This is a genomic window from Sporichthya brevicatena (assembly GCF_039525035.1).
GTDB classification, from domain to species: Bacteria; Actinomycetota; Actinomycetes; order Sporichthyales; family Sporichthyaceae; genus Sporichthya; species Sporichthya brevicatena.
The window spans coordinates 1-13,220 of sequence record NZ_BAAAHE010000040.1; the positions used below are offsets into that span (position 1 = coordinate 1).

Annotated in this window: 11 protein-coding genes; 10 read left to right on the forward strand and 1 reads right to left on the reverse strand. The window is 71.5% G+C overall.

What is annotated here, in order from left to right:
* Window positions 1-436 precede the first annotated feature (436 nt).
* From ABD401_RS19360 to ABD401_RS19385, 6 genes are all read left to right on the forward strand, one after another.
* A complete protein-coding gene (locus ABD401_RS19360; protein WP_344607776.1) occupies window positions 437-1,549 on the forward strand; it encodes a M24 family metallopeptidase in 1,113 nt (370 codons plus the stop codon).
* 3 nt (window positions 1,550-1,552) lie between these two features.
* On the forward strand, window positions 1,553-2,011 hold the full coding sequence (locus tag ABD401_RS19365; RefSeq protein WP_344607778.1) for an Lrp/AsnC family transcriptional regulator: 459 nt from the start codon (window positions 1,553-1,555) through the stop codon (window positions 2,009-2,011).
* Window positions 2,008-3,480 carry a PEP-utilizing enzyme gene (locus ABD401_RS19370; RefSeq protein ID WP_344607780.1) on the forward strand — a complete coding sequence of 491 codons (1,473 nt, stop codon included), beginning with the start codon at window positions 2,008-2,010 and terminating at the stop codon, window positions 3,478-3,480. The genes ABD401_RS19365 and ABD401_RS19370 overlap by 4 nt, the downstream gene beginning before the upstream one ends.
* A gap of 41 nt (window positions 3,481-3,521) precedes the next feature.
* A complete protein-coding gene (locus ABD401_RS19375) occupies window positions 3,522-4,007 on the forward strand; it encodes a nitroreductase family deazaflavin-dependent oxidoreductase (RefSeq protein WP_344607910.1) in 486 nt (161 codons plus the stop codon).
* Window positions 4,008-4,092: 85 nt separating this feature from the next.
* A complete protein-coding gene (locus tag ABD401_RS19380) occupies window positions 4,093-6,459 on the forward strand; it encodes a peptidase M6 immune inhibitor A (RefSeq protein WP_344607782.1) in 2,367 nt (788 codons plus the stop codon).
* 215 nt (window positions 6,460-6,674) lie between these two features.
* Window positions 6,675-7,643, forward strand: coding sequence for a type IV toxin-antitoxin system AbiEi family antitoxin domain-containing protein (locus ABD401_RS19385; protein ID WP_344607784.1), 969 nt, complete (start codon window positions 6,675-6,677; stop codon window positions 7,641-7,643).
* 129 nt (window positions 7,644-7,772) lie between these two features.
* On the opposite strand, the gene ABD401_RS19390 is transcribed toward ABD401_RS19385, so the two are convergent.
* Window positions 7,773-9,137 (reverse strand): KamA family radical SAM protein, encoded by a 1,365-nt coding sequence (locus tag ABD401_RS19390; protein WP_344607786.1) that lies wholly within the window; start codon window positions 9,135-9,137, stop codon window positions 7,773-7,775.
* Window positions 9,138-9,247: 110 nt separating this feature from the next.
* On the opposite strand from ABD401_RS19390, the gene kdd reads away from it, so the two are divergent.
* Genes kdd through kal form a run of 4 tightly spaced genes read left to right on the forward strand, consistent with a single transcriptional unit; the run spans window position 9,248 to window position 13,087 of the window.
* Window positions 9,248-10,354: an L-erythro-3,5-diaminohexanoate dehydrogenase gene (kdd, locus tag ABD401_RS19395; protein WP_344607788.1), complete on the forward strand. Its 1,107-nt coding sequence runs from the start codon at window positions 9,248-9,250 to the stop codon at window positions 10,352-10,354.
* Window positions 10,351-11,913, forward strand: coding sequence for a lysine 5,6-aminomutase subunit alpha (gene kamD / locus ABD401_RS19400; protein WP_344607789.1), 1,563 nt, complete (start codon window positions 10,351-10,353; stop codon window positions 11,911-11,913). The genes kdd and kamD overlap by 4 nt, the downstream gene beginning before the upstream one ends.
* Before the next feature lie 11 nt (window positions 11,914-11,924).
* Entirely contained in the window at window positions 11,925-12,674 is a 750-nt protein-coding gene (gene kamE, locus ABD401_RS19405) for a lysine 5,6-aminomutase subunit beta (protein WP_425566203.1), read from the forward strand.
* A complete protein-coding gene (gene kal, locus ABD401_RS19410) occupies window positions 12,671-13,087 on the forward strand; it encodes a 3-aminobutyryl-CoA ammonia lyase (protein ID WP_344607793.1) in 417 nt (138 codons plus the stop codon). The genes kamE and kal overlap by 4 nt, the downstream gene beginning before the upstream one ends.
* Window positions 13,088-13,220 lie beyond the last annotated feature (133 nt).

Below are 13,220 nucleotides of genomic sequence, written 5' to 3' on the forward strand. Positions count from 1 at the left end.
CACCACCGACGGGTCGTTCCTCGCTCACCCATCAAATGCTACTGCACTCAAGCAGATATGCAGAACACATGTTCTAGTGCTGTCAAGACCTCATTCGCCCCTGCCGTCACTACTTTCTGACGCGCCATCAGGGGCCGCGCTTCGCGAAGGCCGCTGCGATACCTAGCCGCGCGTAAGGTGCACCGCGCGGTGCCGAGGCGGGGCCAGGTCCGGCGCTCGCCATGGCACCGCCGGCGCCCGGTCATAGCCAGGGCCCTTCTTAGCCTGCGGCCACTCGCCGGCTCCGTGGCCATGCCCGCCGTCAACCAGGCCCGGATCGTTCGCGATTCCCCGACCGCGCGGCGAGGCGCGGCGCGGCGAGGCGGCGCGTCATGCGCCGGACCGAGTGAGGGCGCTTCCCGGCAGGGGGAGGGGTGACGGTGACAGGATGGGAGGTATGGGAAGCGACCTCTTCACGGCCCGGCTCAAGCGGGCGCAGGCGGCGACGGCCGAGGCCGGGCTCGACGCGCTGCTGATCACGCCCGGACCGGACCTGCGGTACCTCACCGGCTACGTCGCGAAGCCGCTGGAGCGGCTGACCTGCCTGGTCCTGCCGGCCGACGCCGATCCCGTCCTGATCGTCCCGTTCCTGGAGCGGGCGGCGGCCGAGGCGGCCGGCGTAGGGGAGCTCGGGCTGGAGATCGCCGACTGGCAGGAGACCGACGACCCGATCGCGCTGGTGCGGCAACTGCTGCCGGCCTCGACGAAGGTCTACGGCCTCGACGACCACATGTGGGCCGAGAAGGTGCTGCGCCTGCGGGCCGGTATCCCCGGGGTCGAGCAGGCCCTGGCCGGCGGCGTGCTGCGTGAGCTGCGCATCCGCAAGACGCCCGAGGAGGTCCAGGCGCTGCGGGACGCCGGCGCTGCGATCGACCGCGTCCACGCCCGGATCGCCGAGTGGCTGCGGCCGGGGCGGACCGAGGCCGAGGTCGGCCGCGACATCGGCGACGCGATCGTCGCCGAGGGTCACGTCCGCGCGGACTTCATCATCGTCGGGTCCGGCCCGAACGGGGCGAGCCCGCACCACGACGTCTCGGACCGCGTCATCCAGCCCGGCGACCCCGTCGTCGTCGACATCGGTGGCACGACCGAGGCCGGATACTGCTCCGACGAGACCCGCACCTACGCGGTGGGGGAGCCGGACGCCGAGTTCCGGCGCTACTACGAGGTCCTGCTCGAGGCGCAGATGGCCGCGTGCGACGCGGTGCGCCCGGGCGTCGAGTGCCAGGAGATCGACCGGGTCGCCCGTCGGGTCATCACGGACGCCGGCTACGGCGAGTACTTCATCCACCGCACGGGCCACGGCATCGGCATGGAGGGCCACGAGCACCCCTACATCGTCGAGGGGAACACCGAGGTCCTGGAGCCGGGCATGGCCTTCTCGATCGAACCTGGGATCTATCTCCCCGGTCGCCACGGCGCCCGCATCGAGGACATCGTGGTCTGCACCGACACCGGCGGCGAACGGGTCAATCTGACGCCCCGTGAGCTCATCGTTCTTCCGGGCTGACCCGTGGAAGCCCTGGATCGTCAGCTCATCGAGCTGCTGTGCGCCGACGGTCGGATGAGCTACACCGACCTCGGCAAACACACCGGGTTGTCGACCTCGGCGGTGCACCAGCGCGTGCGCCGGCTCGAGCAGCGCGGCATCATCCGCGGCTACACGGCGGTGGTCGACCACGAGGCGCTCGGTCTCCCGCTGACCGCGTTCATCTCGATCAAGCCGATCGACCCGAGCCGCTCGGACGACTCGCCCGAGGCACTGGCCGACATCAAGGAGATCGAGGCCTGCCACAGCGTGGCGGGCGACGAGAACTACATCCTCAAGGTCCGGGTGGGGAAGCCGTCGGACCTGGAGGCGTTGCTCGCCGAGATCCGCAGCAAGGCCAACGTCGCCACGCGGACGACGATCGTGCTCTCGACCCCGTACGAGGGACGACCACCGGCCACCGGGTCCGGGCCGGGTGCGTGAGAGACCCGCTCGACGGGGACTGGGACGCCGAGGCCTACTGGTCGACCGAGCAGGTCGGTGAGGCTGTCCCCGGGGTGCTCACGCCCCTGACCTGGTCGCTCTGGCGGCGCGGCGGGGAGGCCGGGCTGCGGGCTGCGCTGGTCGCGACCGGAGCCCTGGAGCGACGACGGGCCGGGGTGCCGCGGCGCGAACGCGACCGGGTGCTCGGGGTCTTCCACGGCCGCCTCGCCGTCAACGCGGACCGCACCGCGCGGCGCAGCGGCATTGCGCTCGCCCAGCCCCGCGCGGCCGCGTCCTCGCCTCGCGACGTGCGGGCGCTGGCGGAGGGCACCGCCTCCTGGTGGGCCGGCCACGTGGCTCGGGCACCGGGTCTGGACCGTGACGCGGCCCGCGCACTCTGGGGCCTCGCGGCCGACCGGTTCGCCCACGCCATGACGACCCACCTGGTGTGCGTGTTCGCCGCCGTGCGGCCGGTGCAGGACGGCCTCGCCCGGCTCTGCGACGCGGCGGACCGGCCCGAACTCGCACCCCGCCTCACCGCCGGCCTCGGGGGCCACCTCGAGCTCGACGTCGTCTCCGGGCTGTGGGACCTCGCGCACGGCCGGGCCTCGGAGACCGAGTTCCTCGCCGCGCACGGATTCGCCGGGCCGGGGGAACTGGCCGCCCGGGTCTGGCGGGAGGAGCCGACCGCCGCGACGGAGTTGGCTGCGGCGTACGGTGCCGCCTCCGCGGGACCCGCGGACCTGCTGCGGCTGCGCGCGATGGAACGCGAGATCGCCGAACGGCAGCTGCGCGAGGCCCTGCCGACCTGGCAGCAGGCGCCGGCGCGCGCCCTGCTGCTGACCGCGGAGCGCGTTCTCCCGCTGCGGGGGCTCGGGAAGGCCGGGTACCTGCGGGTGCTCGACGTCGCCCGGGCGGCGGCGCGGCGCAACGGCGAGCTGCTCGCCGCCGCCGGGTTCCTCGACGACCCTGAGGACGTCTTCCTGCTGACCGCGGAGGAGATGTGCGCGGACGTCCCGCGCCAGGGTCTGGTCGCGGACCGCCGGGCCCGGCGCGCGGAACACCTCGCGGTGGCCCTGCCGCCGCGGTGGCGGGGGCGCCCCGTGCCCGTCCCGGTCACCAGCAGTCCGGTCTCGACCGGCACGGTGCTGCGGGGCCTCGGCGTCAGTTCCGGTCTGGCCGAGGGCCGGGCGCGGGTCGTGACGGACGCCCGCGACGCCGCGGTCGGCCCCGGTGAGATCCTCGTGGCACCGGACCCCGACCCGAGCTGGGCGCCGGTGCTGTTCCCCGCGGCGGGACTGGTCGTGGACAACGGCGGGACGCACAGCCACGCTGCCGTCCTCGCCCGGGAGCTGAGCCTCCCGTGCGTGATGGGCACCGGCGACGGGACCCGCCGCCTCCGCACCGGGGACCTGCTGCGGGTGGACGGACACAGCGGACGGGTCGAGGTCGTAGGAGTGGCGCCGTGACGCGGCGTCGGGGTTGACGCGCGAACGAGGAGAGTCCGTTGGTGGAGGCGAAGAAGGGCCTGGCCGGCAAGTTCACGACCGCGATGCCGCAGCCGCGGCCGGACGGGCCGTTGTTCTTCCTGGCCAAGCTCATGACCAAGATGCACGTCGCGCTGTACCGCCTGTCGAAGGGGCGACTCGGCGGCCGGATGGACGCGGCGCGCCTGCTGGTCCTCCACCACCGCGGGGCGAAGACCGGGCAGCCGCGCGCGACGCCGGTGATCTACCTGGAGGACGGGCCGAACCTCGTCGTCGTCGCGTCGATGGGCGGCCAGGACGTGAACCCGGCCTGGTACCACAACCTGCGCGCGCACCCGGAGATCGAGGTCGACATCCGGGGGCAGCGTCGTCCAGTTCGGGCCCGCCTGGCCACCGCGGAGGAGACGACCGCCCTGTGGCCGCAGCTGTCGCGGATGTGGCCGGCGTTCGAGGACTACAAGAAGCGCACGGACCGCGAGTTCCCGGTCTTCCTGCTCGAACCCCGCTGACGTCTGCAAATGGTCAAATGGGGACAGACACCGCGGAGAGGACCTCGCCGCGGGGGACAGTGAAGGTTGCACCAGGGAGGGACACATGCGGGGACTGCGAGGGGCCGCCGGTGCGGTCGGGCTGGTCCTGCTGATCGGTGCCGCCGGCACGACCGCCCCGGGGACGGCGCTGGCCGGCGCCCCGGCGCTGCCACCGGTCGCCGACGTGCTCCCCGATGTGGTGCCCGATGTGGTGCCCGATGTCGTGCCCGAGGAACTCCCCGACGTCACCCGCTACCCGTTGGCCGCGGACGTGGCCGACACGGTCGCGGCCTGGGGGCGGACCGCCACCGGCGCCGCGCAGTTGCGGACGTCCGCGACCGCCCCCGGGGCGCTGGAGGTCGGGACGAAGCGCCTGTGGCCGGCGCTCGACCAGGTGAAGCAGACCGTGTACGTGAAGGAGTACACGCTGCGCGGGGTCGGCAAGAACATCGAGGTCTGGGTCGCGAGCGGCGTCGGGCCCGACAACGTCGTCGGCACGGACTTCCCGCCGGGGGACTGCCGGGCGAAGGTGCCGGGCAGCACGCAGGTGACCGATGCGCAGGTGCGCGACCTGATTCACCAGTACGAGGACGTCATGCTCCCGCGGGAGTCGAAGGCGTTCAGCGTCGCGCCGCGGCGCAACGGGGCCGGTGCGTCGCAGGTCGGTCCGACCGCGGGGCTCGACTTCTCCGGCGACGGGCACAAGGTCGTCACCCTCGTCGACAACGTGCGGGACCCCAACTTCTACGACTTCCCGACGAACCAGACGTACGTCGCGGGCTTCTTCTCCCGACAGTTCAACGAACTGACGGACCGCAACATCATGACGATCGACGCCTACGACTGGGCGCACCGGACGGGCCGCAACCCCAAGCACGAACCGGCCGACGACGTCTGCGTCAGCCGCCCGTCGCGGCCGCTGCTGTACGAGGGGATCTTCGCGCACGAGTACCAGCACCTGCTGCAGTACTACGTGGACCCGGCCGAGGTGAACTTCATCAACGAGGGCCTGTCCGACTACGCCCTCACCGTCACGGGCTACGGCCAGCCGCACCGGTCGGTGTTCCAGCACCGGTACGAGAGCCACATCATCTGCTACCAGGGCTTCGGCACGGTCACGACGAAGTACCAGCCCAACGCGCGGCCGTGCGGCGGTCCGCAGAACTCCCTGACGATCTGGGGTGACGAGGGCACCGGCGCCGAGATCCTCGCCGACTACGGGATCGCGTGGTCGTTCCTGCTGTTCCTGCGCGACCGCTACGGCGCGAAGATCCTCGAGGAGATCCACCGCGACGGTGAGCGCCAGGGCCTCGACAGCGTCGCCCACGCTCTCAAGAAGTACGCCGAAAGCACGAAGCTCGCCGACGTCCTGCACGACTTCCAGGTGATGACGCTCGTCGACCGCGCCGTCGGCGGCAAGGACGGACGGGTCGAGGGCATCGCGAAGAGCCGCGTGACATCGTCGAGCCTGCAGTCCTACATCAACCTGCTGAACCCGGCGGGCTACGCGGCGCCGGGGGTCGCGCCCAACGGCGCTGACTTCGTGCCGCTGCGGGGGACCGGGGCGGGGCTGCTCAGCGGCGCGGACCTGAACTCGCTCGCGTTCACCGGCCGGAAGGTGCTCGACCCGGAGCCGATGCTGTGGTCGGTCGTGCCGCGCGTCCCGCTGTTGCCGACGATCTCGTTCCCGCAGCAGCAGGGCCTCCCGGCGCTGCCGGACATTGCGCCGCCGGAGCTCCCGCCGAGCGACCTGGACAACCCGGCGCTGTTCTCCGGCAACACGGGCCGCACCGACGCCACCGCGGTGTTCCGGGCCAAGGTGCCCGTCGACGCCCCGACGCTGAGCTACCTCACCAGCTACAACCTGGAGAACGGTTTCGACTACGGGTACACCGTCATCTCCACCGACGGCGGTGCGACGTACCGCTCGCTCTCGAACTCCGCCACGGTCCAGACGAGCGCACCCGCGCCGCCCGGCAACGCCCTCACCGGTGCCTCGGGCGTGCCGCAGACCCTGACCTTCGACCTCTCCGAGTACGCCGGCCAGGACGTCATCCTCGGGTTCCGCTACCTCTCGGACCCGCTGGTGAACGCCGGCGGCTGGTACATCGACGACGTCAAGGTCGGCAACACCCTGATCAGCGACGGGACCTCGACCGCGCCGTTCCAGACGTTCACCCAGATCCGTCCCCGGCCGGTGAACCCGTTCACGGTCACCCTCGTCGGTCTCGACGAGGCCGGTCACCGCGCCCGCGTCCTCCGCCTGAACCCGACCTACCGGGCCGAGCTGACCCGTCGTCAGCTCCGAGGGTTCCGCAGCTACCCCGTCCTCGTCGCGATCATCTCCTGCGACGACTTCACCGAGACCCAGACCGCCCACGCCCCCTACGACCTCAAGGCCAACGGCATCACCCAGCTCGGCGGCCGCTGAGAGGGCCCGCGCCGCTCTCTTGGTTGCTCATTATTGAGCGGAGCGCTGCCTGTAATACCCGGACGACCCGATCTGAGCCCGTTCGCCGCCCGAATCTGGCACTGCGCGCATCAGAGAGGTCGCCGGCCTGACGCCCAATCCTGACGCGTTGCCGCTCGGGCCCCGGCGAGCGAGTTCGGGCCCCTGTGGATAACTTCCGAGGCCTCGGCGAAATCGTGGCAATCTACGCGCCCATGCGGGGGATTTCTGAGGGAACCGGACCGTTCACGCTGGCCCATGCGCTCGCCGCGGGTCACACCCGGGCCGACGTTCGGGCGCTCACCCGGTCGGGGCAGTGGATCCGGCTGCGCCGGAACGTCTACGTCACCGCGACGGACCGCGCCGTGGCGGCGACGTCGCCGGAGACGCTGCACGCGCAGGACACACGGGCCGTCCAACTTGCTCTGAGCCGGCGTCAGGTCGTTGGAGCCGACACGTCGGCGGTGCGAATCTTCGGCCTCGACCTGCGCCGTCAACCGGGCGACGAGGTCGTGCTGTTGACGGACGACGAGGGCGTCGCCAGCACCCATCGGGACGGCTATTTCCTACGCGTCGCATCCCTGCCGTCCGAGCAGGTGACGACGTGCCATGGAACCCCGGTCACGTCTCCGGCACGGACTTTGCTCGATGTGGCAGCGAACCACGGGTTCGAGGACGGCGTGGTCGCAGCCGAATCTGCGTACCGCAAGAAGCTGATCACGCCGGAGGAGTTCGGAGCGGTGGTCGCGGCCGGCGCCGGTCGACCTGGTATCCACGTGGCGCGAGACGTCCATGAGTTCGCGTGCCCGCTGACCGAGTCGGTGCTGGAGAGCGTCTCGCGAATCTCTTTCCGTGAAGCCGGTATCCGCATGCCGCTGAGCCAGGTGTACCTGATCAAGGACTACCCGCGTATTCGGGTCGACTTCTACTGGCCGTCGCTGCGACTGGTCGGGGAGGCCGACGGTATGGCCAAGTACGGCATGCGTGGTCGTGAACCGATGGAGGAACTCCGTCTGCAGTGGGAGCGCGAACAGCGTCTCCGCGACGCCGGCTACGACATCGTCCGATGGGACTGGCGCATCGCCTGCAGCCCGCGGCTGCTGGCGGCGCGGGTCCTTCCGGCGATGGCGCGGGCCGAGGCACGCCTTCAGGGCCGCACCGGCTGATCGAGCGGACGGCGCATCTCTAATACGCGGACGACCAATTTCCGGCCCGCCAACGGACGATCTGTGGTCGCCGGCGCATCAGAGGCAACACTCCGCTCAGTAATGAGCGGGGAGGGGCGGGGCGGCGGGTCAGGAGGCGGCGCGGGCGACCTGCTGGCGCCACCAGGCCTGGCCGGCGGCGGGGAGGGAGTGGATCGGGTCGTAGTACGGGTAGACGCGGGAGATCGCGGCGGTGTCGTCGGACTCGATCGAGGTCCGGTAGTTCTTCGTCCAGTGCGAGATGCCGCGGACCTGGTCGTACGACTCGACCTGGTGGACCCACCGCTTCCCGACGTACGGGACGTCGGCGACGATGCGCGGGGTCGCAAACCCGGGGAGGTAGCCCATGATCCCGTGCTGGAGCGCCTGGGCCTGGGCGAGGGAGAGCCGCCAGTGCTCGGAGTTCGGGATCATGTCGCACTGGTAGAAGTAGTACGGCGTGATCGCGGCGCCGTCGAGGAGTGCGAAGCACAGGTCGAGCAGCGCCGGCACCGAGTCGTTGACGCCGCGCAGCAGGACGCCCTGGTTCCGGACGTCACGGACTCCGGCGTCGAGCATCGCCCCGGCGGCGCGCGCCACCATGGGGGTGACCGAGGCGGCGCTGTTCGCGTGCGTGTGGACCGCCAGGCCGACCCCGCGTCGCCGCGCGACGCGAGCCAGGCGCTCCATCCCCGCCCTGACCTCGTCGGCGAGCCAGTGCTGGGGGAGTCCGACGAGCCCCTTCGAGGCGAGGCGGATGTCGCGAACGTTCTCGATCTCGAGGAGTGCGCCGACGAACGACTCCACCCGCGGCCAGGGCACGTTGGCCACGTCGCCGCCGGAGACGACGACGTCACGGACGCCGGGAGTGGCCCGCAGGTAGTCGAGCATCCGGTCGTGCCGGTCGGCAGGCTTGAGCTCGAAGCGGTGCTTGTCGACGGCCGGCGTCGAGTTGCCGACCAGGTCCATGCGGGTGCAGTGGCCGCAGTACTGCGGGCACGTGTTGGTGAGCTCGGCCAGCACCTTGGTCGGGTAACGGTGCGTCAGACCCTCGACGGCCCACATCTCCGCCTCGTGGAGGGAGTCGCGGGTCGAGTAGGGGTGGCTGGGCCACTCCGGGTCGCGGTCGGACGCGACGGGCAGCATGTAGCGGCGAACGGGGTCCGCGTAGAACGCGTCCGTCAATGAGCCGGGGCCGCCCGGGACGTGCGTCGCGGCCATGGTGTTGAGCATCTGAGGCGGAATCAGCATCGACATCGTCGCGTGCCGCTCCTGGTCGGCGACGAGGTCGGCGTAGAACCGCTCGTCGACCAGGTCACCGAGGACCGCCCGCAGTTGCGCCACGTTCTTCACGCAGTGGGCGCGCTGCCACTGCGCGGACTCCCACTCGGCCGCGGTCACCCCGCGCCAGCCCGGGAACCGCGTCCAGTCGGGCTCGACGAGGACAGCCCGCTGGTACAGGTACGGCTGGACCATGGGTGCCCTCCACACGGCAGAGACGGGCAAATCTACTGCCCTAAGGTGTTTCGACAGGAGAAAGTATAGGTCAGAGCGCGATTCGAGACAGGAATTCCTGTCCTCTGGCTATGCTGGGACGAAAGATCTTCCCGTCGAGTCGGATCGGAGCGGCCGTGCGTGGGACCGGGCATCCGCTGGGGCTGCACCGGGTCGTCGACCCCGTGGGTGCGCTCCCGCAGGCCGCCTGGCGTCTCGACGCCGGCGCCGAGCTGTTCTCCGACGAGGTTCGCATCGACGTCGAGCGGCTCAACCTGGACGCCGCCTCCTTCCGGCAGCTGTCCGAGGCTCACGGCGGCGACGGAGCGGCTGTGCGTGCGGAGGTGCTCGAGATCGTCGAGAGCCGGGGCAAGATGCACAACCCGGTCACGGGCTCCGGCGGCATGCTCATCGGCCGCGTCGCCGAGGTCGGCCCGGACAGCCCACTCGGTCTGCGTGCCGGTGACCGCGTCGCCACGCTCGTCTCGCTCACCCTGACCCCGCTGGCCCTCACCGACGGACTGGCGCAATGGGACGGTCGCGGCGAGCAGGTCCCCGCCGCCGGCTACGCAATCCTGTTCGGCCGTTCCATCGCGGCCGTCCTCCCCATCGACCTGCCGGCCGAGACCGCGCTCGCCGTGCTCGACGTCTGTGGCGCCCCGGCCCTCACGGCCCGGGTCGTACGGGAACGCGGGGCGCACGCCGTCGCAGTCCTCGGCGCCGCCGGCAAGAGCGGCTCCCTCGCCCTCGCCGCGGCCAGGGCGAACGGGGCCCGACGGCGCATCGGTCTGGTGCGCGACGAGGACGAGGCCGCCGCGCTGCGCGCCACCGACCTCGCCACCGACGTCGCCGTCGTCGACGCCCGCAACCCGGTCGCCGTCCTCGACGCGGTGTCCTCCCGCGGCGGGCCGGCCGACGTCACCGTCGTCTGTGTGGACGTCCCCGGCGCCGAGGGCGGAGCCATCCTCGCCACGCGCGACCGCGGCACGGTCGTCTTCTTCTCGATGGCGACGTCGTTCTCCGCCGCCGCGCTCGGCGCGGAGGGCCTCGCCGCCGACGTCGAGATGCTCGTCGGCACCGGCTACACACCCGGGCACGCCGAGCTCGCCCTCGACCTGTTCCGACGTGAGCCGGGCGTCCGTGCGCTCTTCGCCCGGCGCCTCGACACCACCCCGACGACGCAGGAGGCGGTCGCGTGAAGCTCGACCTCGATCCCGACCTGGCGGCTCGAGCCCGCGCACTCGCCCGGGCGGCGGGGGAGCCGATCGTCGATCTCGCCCGCGCCCACACGACCACCTCGGTCGAGCGTGCGGTGCTCCGGCTCGCCGGGCTGAACGGCGCCGACCCCGACGGCCGGCCGTGGGCCAACCACGTGGTCGACACGGTGCGCGACCAGGTCGGACTCGAGCACGGCGTCGCGCTGCCGGTGTGGGACGCGCTGCGTGAGCACGGGGACCTGCACGCCCTGGCCGGCGCCGTGGTCCGGGGCGAGGTCCGCTTCCGGGTTCCCACCGGCACGGCCGCCCGCGAGGCCCGCAGCGCGGCCCGCGTCGCGGCCGCCGGCGGCGTCGCCCGGATCGACGCCCGTCGCCGCGAGCGCGAGGCGTTGATCGAGGAGATCGGCGACGCGCCGCGCCGGCCGTGGATCTACCTGATCGTCGCGACCGGTGACATCTACGAGGACATCCCGCAGGCGCAGGCCGCCGCCCGCGAGGGCGCCGACGTCGTCGCGGTGATCCGCTCGACGGGTCAGTCGCTGCTCGACCACGTCCCCGAGGGCGCGACCCGCGAGGGCTACGCCGGCACCTACGCCACCCAGGAGAACTTCCGCCTGATGCGCGCGGCGCTCGACGACGTTTCCCGCGAGCTCGGCCGCTACGTCCGGCTGACCAACTACGCCTCGGGTCTGTGCATGCCGGAGATCGCGGCGCTCGCCGGGCTCGAGCGGCTGGACATGATGCTCAACGACTCGATGTACGGAATCCTCTTCCGCGACATCAACCCGATCCGCACCTTCACCGACCAGCGGTTCGCGCGCCAGATCCACGCGCGCGCCGGGATCATCATCAACACCGGCGAGGACAACTACCTGACGACGGCGGACGCGGTCGAGGCCGCCCACACCGTGACGGTCAGTCAGTTGCTGAACGAGTACTTCGCCAAGGAGGCCGGTCTCGAGGACTGGCAACTCGGTCTCGGGCACGCCTTCGAGATCAATCCCGCGTTGCCGGACTCGTTCCGTCTCGAACTTGCGCACGCGATGCTCGCCCGAGCCCTGTTCCCGGACGCTCCACTGAAGTGGATGCCCCCGACCAAGCACATGACCGGTGACATCTTCGGCGGTTACCTGCTCGACGGGTTCTTCAACCTGGCCGGGGCGCTCACCGGCCAGGGCATCCTGCTGATCGGGATGATGACCGAGGCGGTCGTGACGCCGTTCCTCTCCGACCGGGACCTGGCGCTCCGTAACGCCCGCTACGTCCTCGACGCGGCGGGGCGCCTCCACGAGGACCTGCAGCTCGCGCCGGACTCGTTCGTCGCGCAGCGCGCCCACACGGTGCTCGGCGAGGCGATCGACCTGCTCGAGCGCATCGGCGCCGAGGGTCTGCTCGCCGCGATCGGCGACGGCACGTTCGGGTTGATGCGTCGTCCGGCGGACCGCGGCAAGGGGCTCGACGGCGTCGCCGAGAAGGCCGAGGACTACTGCAACCCGGTCGCGGAACTGCTGGAACCCGACGTCCGGGAGCGTGCGGCATGACGGAGGGTCAGATGAAGGACACGCGTTTCGTCCGTCCCTACGGTGACACCACGAACGACGGCATGATCCAGGTCTCGTTCACCCTGCCCGTCGCCCACGACGCGCGCGCCGAGGCCGCCGCCCTCCAGCTGGCCGCCAAGATGGGCCTCGACCCGGCAATGGTCGTCCACGCCCGGGGCATGGGCCCGGACTTCACCTTCTTCGTCGTCTACGGCCGGTGCCGGCACGTGGTCGACCTGGCGGAGATCACCGTCGCCGAGCGCGAGTACCCGCTGCTCACGCCGGCCGAGGTCAACGCCGCGATCCGGACGACTCTGCGGCGCAAGCTCGTCGTGGTCGGCGCGTGCATCGGGACCGACGCCCACACCGTCGGCATCGACGCGATCCTGAACATCAAGGGGTTCGCGGGGGAGAAGGGGCTGGAGTACTACCGGGAGATCAAGGTCGTCAACCTCGGGGCACAGGTCGAGATCGACGCCCTCGCCGAGGCGGCGCGAGCCCACGCGGCCGACGCCGTCCTGGTCTCCCAGGTCGTGACCCAGAAGGACGCCCACCTGACCAACACGCGGGCGCTGGTGAGCCGGATGAGTGAACTCTTCCCGGACGGCCGCCGGCCCCTGCTCGTCGTCGGGGGACCGCGTTTCGACCCGGGTGCTGCGGCGGACCTCGGCGTCGACCGGATCTTCACACGCGGCACGACGCCGCGTGAGGTCGCCGGCTACCTCGTCCACGCCCTCGCCTCGGCGAGGATCGCGGCATGAGTGAGCCTCGTCCCACCGCCCCCGCCGGAGCTGTCGTGGGGACCACCGTCACCCACCGCCGGTACGTCTCGCACGCGGAGGCGCACTACGGCGGGTCCCTGCTCGACGGGGCCTACGTCCTCGGCCTCTTCGGGGACGTCGCAACGGAGATGTGCCTGCGTACCGACGGTGACGAGGGTCTCCTGGCCGGGTATTCGAGCATCGCGTTCAAGGCCCCGGTGAAGGCCGGCGACGTCGTCGAGGTCACTGCCACCGTCACCCGCGTCGGCACCCGGAGCCGGACGCTCGACCTACGCGCGTACGTGTGCTGCCGGGCCACGCCCGAGGTGTCGGAGTCGGCCGGCTGCGTCCTCGATCCGCCGCTGCTTGTCGTCGAGGCGGTGGCCGACGTGGTCGTGCCGCCGGCGCGCTGACCGTTCGGCGCATTCCGCGAAATTTCTCTTGTCCTCGCCGATGCGACTGACCTGCGACGTTGCGCATCGCCGCAGGTCATCGCCGGGTTGAGAAGGGGCGATTCGCCCTAGTACGTTTCCCGACGTCCAACGC